At 66.7% G+C, this 17,584-nt stretch carries 16 protein-coding genes; 13 read left to right on the top strand and 3 right to left on the bottom strand.

All coding sequences use genetic code 11. The features are described 5' to 3' along the window. Positions 1–97: 97 nt before the first annotated feature. Positions 98–1,087, bottom strand: a complete 990-nt coding sequence (locus LY44_RS16340) for a TerC family protein (protein WP_055209683.1) — start codon at positions 1,085–1,087, stop codon at positions 98–100. Positions 1,088–1,418: 331 nt separating this feature from the next. Between LY44_RS16340 and LY44_RS16335 the strand changes: the two genes are divergently transcribed. The 7 genes from LY44_RS16335 (at position 1,419) to nikR (ending at position 5,702) form a co-directional block, all read left to right on the top strand. After that, on the top strand, positions 1,419–3,332 hold the full coding sequence (locus LY44_RS16335) for a potassium transporter Kup (RefSeq protein ID WP_055209684.1): 1,914 nt from the start codon (positions 1,419–1,421) through the stop codon (positions 3,330–3,332). Positions 3,333–3,461: 129 nt separating this feature from the next. After that, the gene (locus LY44_RS16330) at positions 3,462–3,917 is read left to right on the top strand and encodes a hypothetical protein (protein ID WP_013066350.1); all 456 of its coding nucleotides are present in this window, start codon (positions 3,462–3,464) and stop codon (positions 3,915–3,917) included. A gap of 219 nt (positions 3,918–4,136) precedes the next feature. Further along, a complete protein-coding gene (locus tag LY44_RS16325; RefSeq protein WP_055209705.1) occupies positions 4,137–4,343 on the top strand; it encodes a cold-shock protein in 207 nt (68 codons plus the stop codon). Between the two features lie 70 nt (positions 4,344–4,413). After that, positions 4,414–4,575, top strand: coding sequence for a hypothetical protein (locus LY44_RS16320; RefSeq protein WP_223230725.1), 162 nt, complete (start codon positions 4,414–4,416; stop codon positions 4,573–4,575). A gap of 45 nt (positions 4,576–4,620) precedes the next feature. Beyond that, positions 4,621–4,827, top strand: coding sequence for a hypothetical protein (locus LY44_RS17735; RefSeq protein ID WP_074553159.1), 207 nt, complete (start codon positions 4,621–4,623; stop codon positions 4,825–4,827). 120 nt (positions 4,828–4,947) lie between these two features. Beyond that, positions 4,948–5,124, top strand: coding sequence for a hypothetical protein (locus tag LY44_RS18070; RefSeq protein WP_160320022.1), 177 nt, complete (start codon positions 4,948–4,950; stop codon positions 5,122–5,124). Positions 5,125–5,231: 107 nt separating this feature from the next. Then, the gene (gene nikR, locus LY44_RS16315; RefSeq protein ID WP_055209706.1) at positions 5,232–5,702 is read left to right on the top strand and encodes a nickel-responsive transcriptional regulator NikR; all 471 of its coding nucleotides are present in this window, start codon (positions 5,232–5,234) and stop codon (positions 5,700–5,702) included. Between the two features lie 3 nt (positions 5,703–5,705). Here nikR and LY44_RS16310 read toward each other — a convergent pair whose 3' ends face one another. Then, positions 5,706–6,152 (bottom strand): YaiI/YqxD family protein, encoded by a 447-nt coding sequence (locus LY44_RS16310; protein WP_055209685.1) that lies wholly within the window; start codon positions 6,150–6,152, stop codon positions 5,706–5,708. Continuing rightward, positions 6,149–6,808, bottom strand: a complete 660-nt coding sequence (locus LY44_RS16305; protein ID WP_055209686.1) for a TetR family transcriptional regulator — start codon at positions 6,806–6,808, stop codon at positions 6,149–6,151. Before LY44_RS16305 ends, LY44_RS16310 begins: the two co-directional genes overlap by 4 nt. A gap of 165 nt (positions 6,809–6,973) precedes the next feature. Between LY44_RS16305 and LY44_RS16300 the strand changes: the two genes are divergently transcribed. The 6 genes from LY44_RS16300 to LY44_RS16275 all read left to right on the top strand — a co-directional run bounded on the left by LY44_RS16300 (position 6,974) and on the right by LY44_RS16275 (position 17,544). Continuing rightward, on the top strand, positions 6,974–8,326 hold the full coding sequence (locus tag LY44_RS16300; RefSeq protein ID WP_055209687.1) for an efflux transporter outer membrane subunit: 1,353 nt from the start codon (positions 6,974–6,976) through the stop codon (positions 8,324–8,326). Between the two features lie 26 nt (positions 8,327–8,352). Next, the gene (locus tag LY44_RS16295; protein ID WP_055209688.1) at positions 8,353–9,453 is read left to right on the top strand and encodes an efflux RND transporter periplasmic adaptor subunit; all 1,101 of its coding nucleotides are present in this window, start codon (positions 8,353–8,355) and stop codon (positions 9,451–9,453) included. Between the two features lies 1 nt (position 9,454). Then, positions 9,455–12,580, top strand: a complete 3,126-nt coding sequence (locus tag LY44_RS16290; RefSeq protein WP_055209689.1) for an efflux RND transporter permease subunit — start codon at positions 9,455–9,457, stop codon at positions 12,578–12,580. Positions 12,581–12,707: 127 nt separating this feature from the next. Next, the gene (locus LY44_RS16285; RefSeq protein WP_055209690.1) at positions 12,708–13,712 is read left to right on the top strand and encodes an HlyD family secretion protein; all 1,005 of its coding nucleotides are present in this window, start codon (positions 12,708–12,710) and stop codon (positions 13,710–13,712) included. 4 nt (positions 13,713–13,716) lie between these two features. Further along, positions 13,717–16,425, top strand: coding sequence for a ribosome-associated ATPase/putative transporter RbbA (gene rbbA / locus LY44_RS16280; protein WP_055209691.1), 2,709 nt, complete (start codon positions 13,717–13,719; stop codon positions 16,423–16,425). Beyond that, a complete protein-coding gene (locus LY44_RS16275) occupies positions 16,426–17,544 on the top strand; it encodes an ABC transporter permease (protein ID WP_055209692.1) in 1,119 nt (372 codons plus the stop codon). Positions 17,545–17,584 lie beyond the last annotated feature (40 nt).

Here is a 17,584-nt window from a genome sequence, read left to right as displayed (position 1 = left end):
GGCCGATCAAGGCGGCGGATGGCCCCGAAAGTGCGATGCCCCGACCGGAGGATCGGGGCACCGCGTTCGCAGTTTTGGAGGATTGACGGGGACGTCGTCATTCAGCCGGATGAGCCGGCCCTCTCGCTGTGCCCGTCTTCCACAGCGAGAAAAGGATGCCTGCGGCAAGGATCGCGAAGGTGATGCCAAGCGACCAGGCCGGAGGGAATTTTTCCCAACCCAGCGCCTCGGCCACGAAGACCTTGGAGCCGATGAACACCAGAAGCACCGAGAGCGCGTATTTCAGATAGGCGAAGCGGGCGAGGATCGCGGAGAGCGCGAAGTAAAGCGCCCGCAGGCCGAGGATCGCGAAGATGTTCGAAGTGTAGACGATGTAGGGATCGGTGGTGATGGTGAAGACCGCAGGCACCGAGTCGACCGCGAAGACGAGGTCGGCCAGTTCGATCATCACGAGGGCAAGGAAGAGCGGCGTCGCATGGCGGACTAGACGGCCGGTTTTCGTGTCGGGTTCGGTGACGAAGAAGGCATGGCCGCGGGGGCCGTCGGTGACGCGCAGGCGGCGGCGCAGGAAGCGGATCAGCCCGTTTTCGGTGATCTCGTGCTCTTTGTCGGCCGAAAACAGCATCTTGATCCCGGTCAGGATCAGGAAGGCGGCGAAGACGTAAAGCAGCCAGTGGTATTCGGCGACGAGCGTTGCGCCCAGGCCGATCATCAGCCCGCGCAGCACGATCACGCCCAGGATGCCCCAGAACAGCACCCTGCGCTGATATTGCCGCGGCACGGCGAAGAAGCCGAAGATCAGCGCGATGACGAAGATGTTGTCGATCGAAAGCGATTTCTCGACGACGAAGGCGGTCAGATATTGCGCCGAGGCGGTGGCGCCCATCTGCCAGAAGACGAATCCGGCGAAGCCGAGGCCAAGCGCGATATACATTGCCGAAAGCTTCAGGCTTTCCGCGATGCCGATCTCGTGATCGTCCTTGTTGAGCACGCCCAGATCAAGCGCGAGAAGGGTCAGGACAAGGCTGACGAAAGCCAGCCACATCCACAGCGGCTGGCCAAGAAAAGGCAGAAGAATGAGTTCCACGGGGGCGACCTCTTGCGGTTTGCCGCCGTCTGGTCGCCCGGCTGATGACAGACCATCTGCCGGGCACGACCATCTAGCGGGTGTCGATGCGGTCCGACATCACGTGGAAGCTTGGAGGAACTTCCGACGCCAGAGGGGCCCGGTCCGCTCCTCATATTTTGGGCAGGGCAAACGGGAGTTCAACCCCCCGGGTGCGACATTTTTTCCATTTTTTCGCCTGCCGGTTTCGGGCCGCTCTCGGGCGGGGTACGAATCCGGTGGCGCATGTCGCCGTACATCGTTAAGAAGCCAAGGCCGGAGATCACGTTCCGGTGACCCGAGTCACAACTGCATGACCAAAAACGAATCCGAGATCCCCGAGCAGGGAGATCGCAGCCAGAGCCACGCCAAGACGGGACTCGCGCTGACCTCCCTCGCCGCGATCGGTGTCGTCTATGGCGATATCGGCACCTCTCCGCTTTACGCCTATCGCGAAGCGATGGTGGCGTCGGGCGCGCATGGCGGCGGCGTCGACCCCGAACATGTTCTGGGCGTCCTTTCCGTGATCACCTGGGCGCTGATCATCGTCGTCACGATCAAATATGTCATCATCCTGATGATGGCCGACAATGACGGCGAGGGCGGGACCTTCTCGCTTCTGGCGCTGGTGCAACGCGCGATGGGGCGGCCGACGCCGATCGTGCTGGCGCTGGGCATGCTTGGCGCGGGGCTGTTTTACGGCGATGCCGCGGTGACGCCCGCGGTCTCGGTTCTGGGCGCGATCGAGGGGCTGAAGCTTGTCACCCCCGCCTTCGAGCCTTTCATCGTGCCATTGGCCGTCGTCATCATCGTGTTGCTGTTCGTGTTCCAGAGCAAGGGCACCTCGGCGGTGGCGAAATTCTTCGGCCCGGTGATGATGGTCTGGTTCGCCGCGCTGGCGGTGGGCGGGGTCATGAACCTCATTCAGGCGCCGGTGGTGTTCGAGGCGCTCAACCCGATCCGCGCGGCGGAACTGGTGACCTCGAACGGTCCGCTGGGCCTTGCCATCCTGGGCGCGGCCTTTCTGGCGGTGACCGGGGCCGAGGCGCTTTATGCCGACCTTGGCCATTTCGGCCGCCGTCCGATCCAGGTGTCCTGGCTCTTTGTCGTCATGCCTTCGCTGCTTTTGAACTACTACGGGCAGGGCGCGCTGCTGATGACCAATCCCGGCGCGATCGAGAACCCGTTCTTCCGGCTTTATCCCGATTGGGCGCTTCTGCCGATGATCGTTCTGGCGGCGGCGGCGACGGTGATCGCCAGCCAGGCGGTGATTTCGGGCGCCTATTCGCTGACCCAGCAGGGGGTGCAGCTGAAGCTGATCCCGCGGCTGCGGATCCGGCAGACCTCGGAAACGCAGCAGGGGCAGATCTACATGCCCGAGGTGAACTTCTGGCTGATGCTTGGCGTTCTGATGCTGATCGTCGTCTTCGGCTCCTCCTCGGCGCTGGCGGCGGCCTACGGGATCTCGGTCACCGGCGAGATGTGCATCACCTCGATTCTCGTGATGGTGGTGGCGCGCAAGCTGTGGAAGCTGCCGCTGGTGCTGGCCATCGGCATGATGGTGCCGTTCCTCGCGCTCGATCTGGTGTTCTTCGGCGCCAATTCGATGAAGATCTTCTCGGGGGGCTATGTGTCGCTGGCGATCGCCGGGGGGATGATCCTCCTGATGTGGACCTGGCGGCGCGGCGCGGCGATCATCCTCAAGCTGGAACGCGAAAACGACGTGCCGCTCGACATGATCTTCCGGCAGATGGATTCGAAATCGATCTCGACGGTGCCGGGCACGGCGATCTATCTGACCGGCACGCCCGACATGGTGCCCGCGGCGATGCTGCACAGCCTCAAGCACTTCAAGGCGCTGCACGAGCATATCGTGATCCTGACCATCGTCACCGAGGATGTGCCGCGCGTCGCCCCGGAGGACCGGGTGAACATGGAAGAGCTGAACGAGCGCTTCCGCCGCGTCGAGCTGCGCTTCGGCTATGCCGAGGAACCCGACGTGCCGAAGGCGCTTCTGCAATGCCGCAAGCTGGGCTGGAAGTTCGACATCATGGCGACCTCGTTCATCCTGTCGCAACGCTCGCTGAAACTGTCGGGGCAGCGCCGGATGCCCGCCTGGCAAAGCCTGTTCTTCTTCTATCTCGCCCGCAACGCCACCCGGTCGTCGGATTACTTCCGCATCCCGGCCTCGCGCGTGGTGGAGCTGGGCACGCTCGTGAACGTGTGATGCGACCGCCCCCCGGCCCGGCAGATCGCGGGTTGACGGGGGCGGTCAAATCCATTCTAACGCCCGCGGTCGATGGCGCGCCTCGCGCCAGTGCGACCTGCCCGGTGCACCGCCTCTGGAGAGATTCCCGTGACCTCGCGTCTTGCGCTTGCCCTGATCACCGTCACCGCGCTGTCCGCCTGCGGGTCGAACAGCTCGTTCCGGCTTTATCCGCTGAGCGGGCCGATCGCCGAGCAGAACCCCTCGACGGCGATTCCGATCTCGATCACCGAGGACAGCGAGACCTCGGGGCAGATCTGGTTCAAGCTGCCGAAGCCGAACAAGACCAAATGCAGCGGCACCTGGTCGAGCGTGCAGCCGCGGGTGAAGACGCATGAGCGCGGCCTGTCGCTGAAGCTCAAGGATCTGGGCGGCAGCTACAAGAATTCGACCGAGGATGTCGGCGGCGTCAATACCGGCGAGGTCTATGCCGTGTGCAAGGACGGCACCCGGCTGCAGGGCACCTTCATCATGGGCTCGGGCACGCAAAGCGGCACCGGCACCGTGACCGACACGCTCGGCAACAGCTACAAGCTGCTGTTCTGAGCCGACCGTCGGGGGAAACCGCGATTTTGCCGTCGCCGCAGGATTGTTTTGAAAACCCGAAACGAATCAGTGCAAAACCTGCAAACTCTGGTATCCAGAGGACAGCGAAGTTTTTCTGACCGCACCCTGTCTCCTTCATCGGCTTCAGTCTGCTTTTAGTTCTGACCAAGCCGAGCTGCCGCATTCCGTGGGCAGCATTCCCATGAAGGAGTGATCACGATGGCCAATGGCACCGTGAAGTTTTTCAACCAGAACAAAGGTTTCGGGTTCATCGAGCCGGAAGGTGGCGCGCAGGACGTGTTCGTGCACATCTCGGCCGTTGAACGCGCCGGGATCTCGCGTCTCGTCGATGGCGCCAAGGTGACCTTCCAGATCGAATCCGGCCGCGATGGCCGCAAGTCGGCCTGCGACCTGGCTCTGGCCTGATCCGCGACACGCGCGGACGACAGCCATGTCCCCTCCACGCAAGTCTTCATCTCCCGGCCTGTTCCGGGAGATGCCTCTTGCGCCGCAAACGCCGCATGACAAGACGGCGGCCGCGGCGAAACTGATCATCGAGACGGAAGCCACCAAGCGCGCGGATCGTACCGCGGCGCTCAAGGCGGCCCGTCTGGCGCGCGATGCGGCGGCCCTGCCGGACGCTCCGCCCGCCCGATGACCCCCTTGCCGTCCCGGGAAGCCTCGGCGCGGCGGAAAGATCTGAATGACGCATTCCCAATCTGCCCTGGGCCCCGCGCCCATGGCCTCGTTCCCGCGCAGCCACCCGGCCCAGTCCGGTCTGGGCTGGCGGGACTTTTTCGAACGCCTGGGTCAGGGCACGCTGCCGCAAGGCACGCGGCGGTCCGACCGTCCGGCGCAGGACCCGATCCGGTCCTTCAACGGACAGGCGATCCGACCCGTTTCCCGGTGACGGTATCGAGGCGGGACGGCGGCGCTGCCGCGGGTCCGCTTCTGCCGGGTTTCTCACCGGGAGGGGAAGCGGCGCAGTCCTCTGCGCCGCTTCCGCCCTTTTATCGCAAGGAGCCAGAACATGGGCTATTCCACGCCGAAGAAGCAACTGGATCTGAAGGAATTTCTGGCGCAGCCGGCAAAGAAGCCGCCATATCGCAACGGTCTTTCCTTCCGCAAGGTCGGCACGCAGGCACGCGGCAGCACCGTGCCCGCCGCGACGACGCCGAAGACCTCTGACGGCGCGCAGGACAGCTGACCTGCCGCCCGCTCCGGGCAACCGGAGCGACAGACCGGCCCCTGCCATGGGCCGGGGGCGCTTGTGCCTGCGGCCCGGCCATGCAAGGCTTGCCGCAGGAGGGCCCCATGCAGCGCATCACCATCACCATCGAAGACGATCTTCTGGCCGCGCTTGACGGGTTCATGGCGCGGTCGGGGGCCTCGAACCGCTCCGAGGCGCTGCGCGATCTGGTCCGCCGCGGCCTTGCCGACGACACCCCCGAGACCGCCGAATGCGTCGGCGTGATCACCTATGCGCTCGATCCCTCGCAGCGCGATCTGGGCCGCGCGGTGCCCGAAAGCCGCCAGCGCCATCACGACACCACGATCGCTGCGCTGTCGGTGCCGCTTGACCATCACGCCGCGGTCGAAGTGGCGGTGATGCGCGGCACGGTCGGCTCGGTGCAGGCCTATGCCAATTCGCTGTTCTTGCAACGCGGCGTGCAGCACGGGCAGACCGCGCTGATCCCGGTCAAGACCGAGATCGAGTTCCATCTGCACGGCACCCGCGCCCATACCCATGAACATCTGCGCGTGCAGGAACGCTGGAAGCCCTGAGCCTCAGCGGGGGATCTGGCGCAGCACGCGTTCGAGCGCATCCAGAAACCGCGTCCGGTCCGCCTTGGTGAAGCCGCCGCCGCGGCCCTGCAGGAACGGATCGGCGGCGCGCAGATCGGCCATCAGATCGCGGGTGGCCAGCACGTTGCCGATATTGTCCGCCGTCAGCGGCGCACCGGTCGGGCGCAGCACCTGCGCCCCGGCCGCCACGCATTTCGCCGCCAGCGGAATGTCCGAGGTCACCACGACATCGCCCGGCCCGGCCCGTTCGGCGATCCATTTGTCGGCCTCGTCCGGGCCCTGCGCGACGATCACCGTCTCGATCAGCGGATGGGGCGAGGGCCGGATCCCGCCATTCGACACCACCACCATCCGCGTGCCGTGCCTGGTGCCGACCCGTTCGATCTCGGCCTTCACCGGGCAGGCGTCGGCATCCACATAAATCGTCATGCCTCGGTCCTTTCGGGAGTGGGCCTTTCGGGAGTGGGTCTTTCGGGGGCGGGCTTGCGCCGCATCGAACCGATCAGATGGTTCAGCAGCTTCGTGCCGGTCTTGTGCAGCGAAAACGCCTGACCCGAGCGGTGCCATTCGCCGATCAGCCCGTTCATGAACACCATCTGCGCGACGGCCGCCTCTTGCGGGGTCAGATCCGCATTCATCCGCCCCTCGTCGCGGGCGCGCTCCATCAGCCGCAAGAGCAGCCGGTAGATTTCGGCATTCTTCGATTCGCGCCAGGCCGCGGCATCGTCGCCGGGCGTCCCCGAGATCAGGATCAGATGCAGCCGCTGCTGTACCGGATCGCTTTCGACCATCGCCAGATATTCGGCGCCGGTCATCGCCAGGACCTCCAGCGGATCATCGGGCAATTCGCCCGCGGCGGCGGTCTCGATCCGGCACAGCTGGGGCGTCTCGTAGCGCTGATAAATCGCGCTCAGAACATCCGACTTGTCCTTGAAATACCAGTAGAAAGCGCCCCGCGTCGCGCCCGCCTCGCGGGCGATCTGCTCCAGCGTCGTCTGCGCGATGCCGCGCGTGCAGAACAACCGTTCCGCCGCGTCGAGAATGTTCAGTCGCGTCTGTTCCGCGTCCGCCTTGCTGCGCCGCATCCGTGCTGTCTCCCCGATGGGCCCGCCCACCGCTCCTGCCGCCTTGTTTCGCCTTGGGCGAGCTCGGTCAAGCCTTGCATCTGACCTCTTTACAAACATACGCGCATGTATGTAAATCCGCAACAAGCGGTCCGGTCGGTCGGACCCGAATGCGAAGGACAGGGCATGGCGCGGATCGGGCGGCGGGGATTTCTTCTGGGGGCGACGGCGGTGCTTGCGGGCTGTGCGCAGGTCGACTATGCGGCGCCGGTGGCCAAGGGCGCGGCCCGTTTCGATGCCGCGGCGCCGGGGCGGCAGGCCGCAGGGCCGTGGTGGTCGGCCTTCCGCGATCCGACGCTCGATCAGCTGATCGCGGCGGGGCAGGCGCGCAACCTCGATGTGCTGCAGGCGATCGCGGCGATCGAGGAAGCCCGGGCGAGTGTTTCGGGCAGTGACGCGGCCGATCTGCCGCAGCTCTCGGGTACGCTGAAGGGCACGCGCGGCAACACCAGCGGCGCGGGCGTGACGGAGACCCGCTCGGGTGCGCTTTCGGTGGGCTGGACGGCGGATCTGTTCGGAGCGAACCGCGCCAACCGCGCTGCGGCCTCGGCGCGGCTGGATGCGGCCTATGCCTCGGCCGATGTGGCGCGGCTGGTGATGGAAGGTGCCATCGCCCAGGCCTATGCGGAGCTGCGCTATCAGCAGGCCTCGATCGCGCTGACGCGCAAATCCTTGGAAAGCCGCCGCAAAAGTCTGGAATTGACGCGGGCGCAGGTGGAGAGTGGCTCCGCGGGGCGGCTGGAACTGCTGCAGGCCGAACAGCTGGTGGCCGAGGGCGAAGCGCAATTGCCGGGCTATGAGACCGGCTTCGATCAGGCGCTGGTGAGCCTTGCGACGCTGACGGCGCAGCCGGTTTCGGCGCTGCGCCCGCAGCTGACGAAGGGCGCGGGCCAGCCGCGGCCGCGGTTCAAGGCCAGCGTCGGCGTGCCTGCCGATGTGCTGCGCGCCCGCCCCGACGTGCGTCTGGCCGAGCGCAACTATGCCGCCGCGGTTTATGAGATCGGCGTTGCCAAGGCGGCCTTCTATCCCTCGGTGACGCTGTCGGGTTCGGTCACGCCGACCCATGTGCGCGACGCCAGCACCATCCGCTATTGGGCGGTCGGGCCTGCGATCAACTTGCCGATCTTCACCGGCGGCGCCAATCAGGCGAACCTGCGTGGCGCCGAGGCGCGGGCGGTGCAGGCGAAACTGGCCTGGGAAAAGGCCGTGCTGACCGCCATCGACGAGGTGGAAAGCGCGCTGGCCGCCTATAACCGCGACGGCCGCAACATCGCCGCGCAGACGCATCTGGTCGAGACCAGCGCCGAGACGCTGGACCTGTCGCGCACCAATTATTCTTTGGGCGAGGGCGATTTCATGACTGTACTGGATGCCGAACGCAGTTATCTTTCGGCGCAACAAAGCCGGGCTACCGCCGAACGGAGCCGTGCCGCCAATTTCATCACCCTGAGCATCGCCGCCGCGGGCGGTGTCCGTTGACCCTTCCCCCTGCAGACAGGTTTGCCATGTCGTTTCCGAAATCCCTTGGGCTTTTGCTGCTGCTTCTGCCCGCGCCCGTCCTTGCGCAGCAGGCGCAGGGCCCGGCCCCCGTCACCACCGTCATCGCCCATGCGCAGGATCTGACGCTGAACGCCCGTCTGCCCGGCCGGATCAAGGCCTCGACCGAGGCGGAGGTGCGCCCGCAGGTCTCGGGCATCCTGCGCGGGCGGCTGTTCGAGGAAGGCACCCCGGTGACTGAGGGCCAGCCGCTCTACAAGATCGAGGATGACAGCTATCTGGCCGCCGTGGCCGCCGCGAAAGCCGCGGTGGCGCAGGCGAAAGCCTCGCGCGATCTGGCGGTGCTGGAAGAAAAACGCGCGGTCGAGCTTTTCGCCTCGCGCGCGGGCTCGGCGCAGAACCGCGATAGCGCGGTGGCGAAGCGGGCGGCGGCCGATGCCGAGGTGCAGGCGGCCGAGGCGAAGCTGCAAAGCGCCACGATCGAGCTGGACCGCACCACGATCCGCGCCCCCATCGCCGGGGTGATCGGCCTGACCCAAGCCACGCCCGGCGCGCTGGTCGCGGCGCAACAGGCAAGCCCCTTGACGACGATCCGGGCGCTTGACCCGGTCCATGTCGACGTGACGCAATCGGCGACCGACATCCTGCGCCTGACCTCGACCGCCGAGGGCCGGGCGATGCGGGCGCTCGGCGAGGCCGGGCTGATCCTGGCCGATGGCACGGCCTATCCGATCAAGGGCAAGCTCGAGGCCGCCGAGCCGCGGGTGGAGCCGACGACCGGCATGGTAACCTTGCGGATGAGCTTCCCGAACCCCGATCACGTGCTTCTGCCCGGGATGTATGTCGAGGTGGACCTGCCGCAGGCGCTGGCCCGCGGCGCCTTTGCGCTGCCGCAGAATGTGGTGATGCGCGAGCCCTCGGGCGGGGCCTATGTCTGGGTCGTCGAGGAAGGCAAGGTGGCGCAAAAGCCGGTCACGGTGGCGACCGCCCGCGGCTCGGACTGGATCGTGACCGGGGGGCTGAAAGACGGCGATCAGGTGATTTCCTCTGGCTTCCAGAAGACCGGACCCGGCGCGCCGGTGACCGTCGTTCCGGCGGAGGCGCAGTAACATGGCGCGTTTCTTCATCGACCGGCCGATCTTCGCCTGGGTCATCGCGCTGGTGATCATGGGGGTGGGGGCGCTTTCGATCCTGCGCCTGCCGGTGTCGCAATATCCCTCGATCGCCTCGCCCGCCGTCGTCATTTCCGCCGCCTATCCGGGGGCTTCGGCGGAAACCGTCACCGATACCGTGGTGCAGGTGATCGAAAAGCAGATGACCGGCCTTGACGGGCTGCGCTATCTGAAATCCGACACCACCGCGACAGGCCGGGCGAAGATCACGCTCACCTTCGCGCTGGGCACCGATCCCGACATCGCGCAGGTGCAGGTGCAAAACAAGCTGGCGCAGGCCGAGGCGAGCCTGCCCGAAGCCGTTACCCGGCAAGGCGTGACGGTCGAGAAATCGACGACCGGCTTTTTGATGGTGGCGGCGCTGATCTCGCCTGACAAGTCGCGGTCTTCGGTCGAGCTGTCCGATTACATGAACGCCTCGATGGTCGAGAGTTTCTCGCGGCTCAAGGGCGTCGGCGCGGTCACCGTCTTCGGCTCGGAACATGCGATGCGGATCTGGCTCGATCCGAGCAAGCTGAAGGCCTATGACATGGCCCCGGCCACGGTGATCGCCGCGGTGAAGGGGCAGAACGCGCAGATCTCGGCCGGGTCGTTCGGGGCGTTGCCCGCGCCCGAGGGGCAGATGCTGAACGCGACGATCACCGCGCAATCGCTGCTCAAGACCCCCGCGGATTTCGAGCGCATCGTGCTGCGCGCCGATACCGATGGCGGGCTGGTGCTGCTGCGCGATGTGGCGCGGGTGGAGCTTGGCGCGGAAACCTATGACATCAATGCGTTTTACAACGGCACCCCCTCGGCCGGGATGGCGATTCAGCTGGCGTCGGGGGCGAATGCGCTCGATACGGCGAAGCTGGTCAAGGATAAGCTGGCGGAACTGGCGCCCTATTTCCCCTCGGGGATGGAATATGTCATCCCCTATGACACGACGCCCTTCGTGACGCTGTCGATCGAAGAGGTGATCAAGACCCTTTTCGAGGCGATCGTGCTGGTCGTGCTGGTCATGCTTGTCTTCCTGCACAATCTGCGCGCGACGCTGATCCCGACGCTTGCAGTGCCGGTGGTGCTTCTGGGCACCTTTGGCGTCATGGCGGCCTTCGGGTTTTCGATCAACACGCTGACGATGCTGGCCATGGTTCTGGCCATCGGGCTTCTGGTCGATGACGCCATCGTCGTCGTCGAGAACGTCGAACGGATCATGGCCGAGGAGCACCTTTCCCCGCGCGAGGCGACGCGGAAATCGATGGGGGAAATCTCGGGCGCGCTGGTCGGCATCGCGCTGGTGCTGTCTGCCGTCTTCGTGCCGATGGCCTTCTTTGGCGGCTCGACGGGCGAGATCTACAAGCAGTTCTCGGTCACCATCGTCTCGGCCATGGTGCTCTCGGTTCTGGTCGCGCTGGTCTTCACGCCGGCACTTTGCGCCACGATCCTCAAACCCCATGCCGAGGCGAAGGGCGGTTTCGCGAACTGGTTCGGCACCCGGTTCGAGACCCGTTTCGGGCGGCTGACGAACGGCTATGGCGGCATCACCCGCTGGGTCGTCGCCAATCCGCTCAAGGGTCTGGTCGTCTATGCCTGTCTGGTGGCGGCGATGGGGGCGCTTTATGTCCGCACCCCCACCGCCTTCCTGCCCGACGAGGATCAGGGCGTCTTGATGACGCTCATCCAGACCCCCTCCGGCACCACCGCGGCCCAGACGAAAAAGGTCGTCGAGCAGGTCGAAGGCTACTGGCGCGCGGCCGAGGCCGAGAATGTCGACGCGCTGTTTTCGGTCGTCGGCTTCTCTTTCGCGGGCCAGGGTCAGAACATGGCGATGATGTTCATCAAGCTGAAGGACTGGGAGGAGCGGCCGGGTCCGCAAAACGGCGCGCAGGCGATTGCGGGCCGGGCCTTCGGGCCGCTGATGGGCGGCATCAAGGAGGCCATCGTGATCCCGATCGTGCCGCCGCCGGTCTTGGAACTGGGCAATTCGAACGGCTTCACCGCCTTCCTGCAGGCGCGCTCGGGCCAGACCCATGAAGAGCTTCTGGCCGCCCGCAACCAGCTTCTGGGCATGGCGAAGCAAAGCCCGAAACTGATGGCCGTGCGCCCGAACGGGGTCGAGGATGCGGCGCAGTTCCGGCTGGATATCGACTGGGCCAAGGCGGGGGCGGTGGGGCTGACCGCGGCGGATGTGGGCAGTTTCCTGAACACGATCTGGTCCTCGGCCTATGTGAACGACTTCCTGCACGAAGGCCGCGTCAAGCGCGTCTATGTGCAGGGCGAGCCCTGGGCCCGCGCGACGCCCGCCGATTTCGCGCTCTGGCGGGTGCCGAATGCGAATGGCGATTTCGTCTCGCTCTCGACCTTCGCCACCGAGAAATGGGTCTATGGCCCGCAACAGATCGTGCGCTATGACGCGCTGCCCGCGATGGAGATCCAGGGCTCGCCGGTGCCGGGCCTGTCCTCGGGCGCGGCGATGACGGAGATGGAGACGCTGGCCAGGCAACTGCCGCCCGGCTTCGCCCTGCAATGGTCGGGCCTGTCGCTCGAGGAAAAAGAGGCGGGCAGCGGCGCGATGGCGCTTTATGCGCTCTCGCTCGCCGCGGTCTTCCTGTGCCTTGCGGCGCTTTACGAAAGCTGGGTCATTCCGGTGGCGGTCATTCTGGCGATGCCCGTGGGCATCATCGGGGCGCTGGTCGGCGCCTGGCTCGGTGGTCAGGCGAACGGGGTCTATTTCCAGGTCGGGCTGCTGACCGTCGTCGGTCTGACCGGCAAGAACGGGATCATGATCGTGGAATTCGCCCGCGAGCGGATGCGCAGCCTTGGCGAAGATGCGCTGACCGCCGCGGTCGAGGCCGCCCGGCTGCGCTTCCGTCCGATCCTGATGACCTCGCTCGCCTTTACCCTGGGCGTCGTGCCGCTGATCCTGTCGACCGGCGCCGGGGCGGGGGCGCGCGAGGCGATCGGCTACACCACGCTCTTTGGCACGCTGACGGGCACCGGGCTGGCGATCTTCTTCGTGCCGCTGTTCTTCCGGCTCACAAACGCGGCCTTTGCCCGCCGCAGCCGGGCGCAGACAGTCTGAGAAACCGGGGCGGGGCGGCAACGTCCCGCCCCTTTGCTTCACGCGCTTGCGATGCCATCGCGGCTTGACGCGGGCGCCTGTTAGGTGAACCATCCGGTTCAGACTTCGGATCATCACGGAGGCCCTGATGTCCTTGCGCAGTATCGCTGTCGTCTCTCTGGCCGGGCTTGTGGCCCTTGGCCTGCCGGTGCAGGCGCAATCGCCCTTTGCCGGGCTTTTGGCGCGGATCGAGGGGGCGGGGGATCAGACCGGCGTCACCGCCTCGAACGGGCGGCTTGAGACGCAAAGCGTCGATGTGGCCGGAAAATATGCCGGGCGGCTGACCGAGGTCACGGCGTCAGAGGGGCAGATGGTCGAGGCGGGGGCGGTGCTGGCGCGGATTGATGACCGCGACGCGCAGGCGAAACTGCTGGCGGCCGAGGCGGCGGTGCTGCAGGCCGAGGCGGCCAAGGCGGGCGCCGAAGCGGCGGTGATGCAGGCGCAAAGCGCGCTCGACGTGGCGGTGACGACCCGGACCCGGGTCACCACGCTGCATGCCGAGGGCCACGCGGCGCAGGCGACCTTGGACGATGCGGTGAACGGGGCGACGGCGGCGACGGCCTCGCTCGCCTCGGCGCGGGCGCAGGTGCAAAACGCCACCGCGCTGATCGCCGCGGCCGAAGCCAGCCGCGAACAGGCGAAGATCGCGCTCGAAGATCTGGTGATCCGCGCGCCGATCCGCGGCCGGGTGCTCTACCGGCTGCACGAGCCGGGCGAGGTGATCGCGGCGGGCACGCCCGTGGTGACGCTGCTGGATCTGACCGATGTTTACATGGTGCTTTACCTGCCCGCCGCGGTCGTGGGCACCTTGGCGCTGAATGACGAGGCGCGGCTGGTTCTGGACCCGGTGCCGCAATATGTGGTGCCCGCGCGGGTCAGTTTCGTCGCCCCGCAGGCGCAATTCACCCCGAAATCGGTCGAAACCAGCACCGAGCGCGCCGATCTTGTGTTCCGCGTCAAGCTGGCGATCCCGCGCGATCTGCTGTTGCGCTTTGCCGACAGCGTCAAGGTCGGCGTGCGCGGCATCGGTTTCGTGCGCGCGACGCCCGACACGCCCTGGCCCGCCGATCTGGCGGTGAAGCTGCCCGAGTAGGCCGATGCAGCCCGTTGCCCGGCTGAACGGCGTTTCCCATCGCTACGGCGCGGTGACCGCGCTGGAGGCGGTGACGCTGGATATTCCCGCAGGCGTGATGGCCGGGCTGATCGGCCCCGATGGCGTCGGCAAATCGACGCTGATGGCGCTGGTGGCCGGGGTGCGGCGGGTGCAGACCGGCCGGGTCGAAAGCCTGGGCGGGTCGATGGCCGAGCGCGCCCATCGCGCCGCCGTCGCCCCGCGCATCGCCTATATGCCGCAAGGCCTGGGGCGGAACCTGTATCCGACGCTGACGGTGGTGGAAAACCTGCAGTTCTTCGGCAGGCTCTTCGGTCAGGGCGCGGCCGAACGGGCCGAGCGCATCGCGATGCTGCTCGACGCCACCGGCCTTGCGCCCTTTCCCGACCGTCCGGCGGGCAAGCTTTCGGGCGGGATGAAGCAGAAGCTGGGTCTTTGCGCCGCGCTGATCCATGACCCGGATCTTCTGATCCTGGACGAGCCCACGACCGGCGTCGATCCCTTGTCGCGGCGGCAGTTCTGGGAGCTGATCGCCCGCGTCCGCGCCACCCGGCCCGGCATGAGCGTGCTGACCGCGACGGCTTACATGGAAGAGGCCGACCGTTTCGACTGGATCGCCGCGATGGACGGGGGCAGGGTCATCGCCACCGGCGCGCCCGCCGATCTGCGCGCCAGCACCGGGGCGGCCAGCCTTGAAGAGGCCTTCGTCGCGCTTCTGCCCGCGGAGATCCGCGCCCGGCACGCCCCGGTGCCGGTGCTGCCCCGCCCCGCAAATCAAGGCCGCATCGCCATCGCGGCCGAGGGGCTGGTGAAACGCTTCGGCGGCTTCACCGCCGTCGATCACGTCGGCTTTTCGATCCCCGAGGGCGAGATCTTCGGCTTTCTCGGCTCGAACGGCTGCGGCAAGACGACGACGATGAAGATGCTGACCGGGCTTCTGGACCCGACCGAGGGCACGACGAAGCTCTTCGGCCGCGAACTGGGGCGCTCCGACATGACGGCGCGGCTGGGCATCGGCTACATGTCGCAGGCGTTCTCGCTTTATGGCGAGCTGACGGTGCGGCAAAACCTGATCCTGCATGCGCGGCTTTACGGCGTCGCGCCCGAGCGGCGCCTGGCCCGCGTGGCCGAGGTGATGGCCGAATTCGATCTGGCCGAGGTGGCCGGGGCGATGCCCGAAAGCCTGCCGCTGGGGCAGCGTCAGCGGCTGCAACTGGCCGTCGCGATGATCCACGAACCGCCGATCCTGATTTTGGACGAGCCCACCTCGGGCGTCGATCCGGTGGCGCGCGACGGGTTCTGGACGGTGCTGATGCGGCTCTCGCGCGAGAAGGGCGTGACGATCTTCATCTCGACCCATTTCATGAACGAGGCGGCGCGCTGCGACCGGATCTCGCTGATGCATGCGGGCCGGGTGCTGGAGCTGGGCACCCCCGCCGAGATCGTCGCCCGGCGCGGGGCCGACACTCTGGAAACCGCCTTCATTTCCGTGCTGGAGGCCGAGGCCGAGACCGACGAGGCCGCGCCCGAGACCCGGATGCCCGCGCCCGCTGCGGCGCCGAAGGGCCGGGGGCTCGCCGCGCTGACGCGGCTTTACGCCTATTCCTGGCGCGAGACGCTGGAACTGGCCCGCGATCCGATCCGGCTGTTCTTCGCGCTGCTGGGCCCGGTCATCCTGATGCTGGCGATGGGGTTCGGGATTTCCTTTGACGTTGACCGGCTGTCCTTCGCGGTGATGGATCAGGATCAAAGCGCCGAAAGCCGCCGCCTGACCGAGGGCTTCACCTCGATCCCGCAATTCGCCGAAGCCCCGCCCTTTGCCAGCCCGAGCGAGCTGCCGGGCCGGATGGGGCTGGGGGGCGTGACGCTCGCGCTGGATATCCCCGAGGGCTTCGGGCGCGATCTGCACCGCGGCGCCGTGCCGGAAATCGGCCTGACCTTTGACGGGGCGATGCCGTTTCGCGCCCAGACCGCGCAGGGCTATGCCCTTGGCGTGTTGCAGGATTTCAGCGACAAGATCGCCGCCGAGGAGGGCATCGGCCGCACGGCCAAGGTGGGCTTCGAGACCCGCTATCTCTTCAATCAGGCGTTTGAAAGCGCCAATGCCATGGTGCCCTCGGTGCTCATGCTGATCCTGATGCTGGTGCCCGCGGTGATGGCGGCGGTCAGCGTCGTGCGCGAAAAGGAAACCGGCACGATCGCGAATTTCCAGTCCACCCCGGTCAGCCGGATCGAGTTTCTGGTCGGCAAGCAGCTGCCCTATCTGGCGCTGGCCTGGGTCAGCTTCTGGGTGCTGGTGACGCTTGGGGTGACGGTTTTTGGCGTGCCGCTTTCGGGCAGCCTGCCCGCGCTGGCCTTTGTGGCGCTGGTCTATGTGACGGCCACGACCGGCTTTGGCCAGCTGATCTCGGCTTTCACCCGCACGCAGGTGGCGGCGGTCTTTGCCACCGCCGTCGTGTCGATCATTCCCACGGTGAACTTTTCCGGGCTGATCGTGCCGGTTTCCTCGCTGGGCGAGGGCGGGCGGATCTTCGGTCTGGCCTTTCCGGGCGCATGGTTCCAGCCGGTCTCGGTGGGCGCGTTCCTCAAGGGCTTCGGCTGGCCCGAGGCGATGACCGCCGCCGCCGTCCTTGGCCTTTTCGCGGCGGTCTATCTGGCGCTGGCGATCCTGTCCCTTCCCAAGCAGGAGCGGTGAATGCGCAGCCTTCGCAACATTCTGTGGCTGACCGGCAAGGAGCTGCGGGCGATCCGCACCGACCGGGTGATGCTGGTGCTGATCGCCTATGTCTTCACCCTGGCGGTCTGGCTGGTGTCCGACGCCGCCAGCACCGAGGTGGATCATCTGGCCACCGCCGTGGTGGACGAGGACCGCAGTCCGCTGTCCGCCCGGCTGTCCGATGCGATCCGCCCGCCGCTTTTCGCCGCGCCGGTGCCGATGACCGCCGAGCAGGCCGCCGCCGCCCAACGCGCGGGCGAGGCGATCCTGGTGCTGACGATCCCGCCCGATTTCGAGCGCGACCTGCATGCGGGCCGCGCGACGACGCTGCAGATCCTTGTCGATGCGACGGCGGTGGCGCAGGCGGGCAATGGCGCCAGTTTCCTGCGCCAGACCCTGTCGCAGGAGCTTTCCGCCGCGCTGTCCCCCGGCGCGGCCAGCGCCGATCCGGTTCGGGTGGTGTTTCGCAACGCCTTCAACCCGAACCTGACCTCCAGCTGGTTCAGCGCGGTGATGCAGCTGATGAACAATGTCACCATCCTGATGCTGATCCTGTCGGGCGCCTCGATGATCCGCGAGCGCGAACATGGCACGATCGAACATGTGCTGGTGATGCCCGTGCGCCCGCACGAGATCGTCGCGGCAAAGATCCTCGCCTCGGGGGCGGTGATCCTGTTGGCGTCGCTGTTCAGCCTTGTGGTGGTGGTCGAGGGCGCGATGGGCGTGCCGGTGGCGGGCTCGCTTTGGCTTTATGCCAGCGGCGCGGCGATCTATGTGGTGGCGGTGGCGAGCCTCGGGCTGCTTTTGGCCTCCTTCACCCGGACGATGGGGCAGTTCGGGCTTCTGGTCATTCCGGTGATCGTGCTGATGATCCTGCTTTCCGGGGGGATGACGCCGCTGGAATCGATGCCCGACTGGCTGCAGGGGACGATGCGGGCGATTTCCCCCGCGACGCATTTCGTCATCTTCGCGCAGGCGGTGCTGTATCGCGGCGCGGGGCTGGCGCTGGTCTGGCCGGAAATGGCGGTGATGGCGGGCATGGCGGCGGTGGCGGTGACGATCGTTCTGGCGCGGTTTCGCAAGGTTCTGGCGGGCTGACGGTCGTCCTTGACCGGGCAAACCGATCCTTAACGACTTG

The organism is Rhodobacter capsulatus (assembly GCF_003254295.1).
Lineage (GTDB): Bacteria > Pseudomonadota > Alphaproteobacteria > Rhodobacterales > Rhodobacteraceae > Rhodobacter > Rhodobacter capsulatus.
This window is presented reverse-complemented; position numbering and strand designations above follow the sequence as displayed.

Excerpts from the sequence above, each read along its gene's own strand:
- LY44_RS16335 (WP_055209684.1), top strand. The coding sequence starts at position 1,419 with ATGACCAAAAACGAATCCGAGATCCCCGAGCAGGGAGATCGCAGCCAG.
- LY44_RS16325 (WP_055209705.1), top strand. The coding sequence starts at position 4,137 with ATGGCCAATGGCACCGTGAAGTTTTTCAACCAGAACAAAGGTTTCGGG.
- LY44_RS16320 (WP_223230725.1), top strand. The coding sequence starts at position 4,414 with ATGCCTCTTGCGCCGCAAACGCCGCATGACAAGACGGCGGCCGCGGCG.
- LY44_RS17735 (WP_074553159.1), top strand. The coding sequence starts at position 4,621 with ATGACGCATTCCCAATCTGCCCTGGGCCCCGCGCCCATGGCCTCGTTC.
- LY44_RS18070 (WP_160320022.1), top strand. The coding sequence starts at position 4,948 with ATGGGCTATTCCACGCCGAAGAAGCAACTGGATCTGAAGGAATTTCTG.
- nikR (WP_055209706.1), top strand. The coding sequence starts at position 5,232 with ATGCAGCGCATCACCATCACCATCGAAGACGATCTTCTGGCCGCGCTT.
- LY44_RS16310 (WP_055209685.1), bottom strand. The coding sequence starts at position 6,152 with ATGACGATTTATGTGGATGCCGACGCCTGCCCGGTGAAGGCCGAGATC.
- LY44_RS16305 (WP_055209686.1), bottom strand. The coding sequence starts at position 6,808 with ATGCGGCGCAGCAAGGCGGACGCGGAACAGACGCGACTGAACATTCTC.
- LY44_RS16300 (WP_055209687.1), top strand. The coding sequence starts at position 6,974 with ATGGCGCGGATCGGGCGGCGGGGATTTCTTCTGGGGGCGACGGCGGTG.
- LY44_RS16295 (WP_055209688.1), top strand. The coding sequence starts at position 8,353 with ATGTCGTTTCCGAAATCCCTTGGGCTTTTGCTGCTGCTTCTGCCCGCG.
- LY44_RS16290 (WP_055209689.1), top strand. The coding sequence starts at position 9,455 with ATGGCGCGTTTCTTCATCGACCGGCCGATCTTCGCCTGGGTCATCGCG.
- LY44_RS16285 (WP_055209690.1), top strand. The coding sequence starts at position 12,708 with ATGTCCTTGCGCAGTATCGCTGTCGTCTCTCTGGCCGGGCTTGTGGCC.
- rbbA (WP_055209691.1), top strand. The coding sequence starts at position 13,717 with ATGCAGCCCGTTGCCCGGCTGAACGGCGTTTCCCATCGCTACGGCGCG.
- LY44_RS16275 (WP_055209692.1), top strand. The coding sequence starts at position 16,426 with ATGCGCAGCCTTCGCAACATTCTGTGGCTGACCGGCAAGGAGCTGCGG.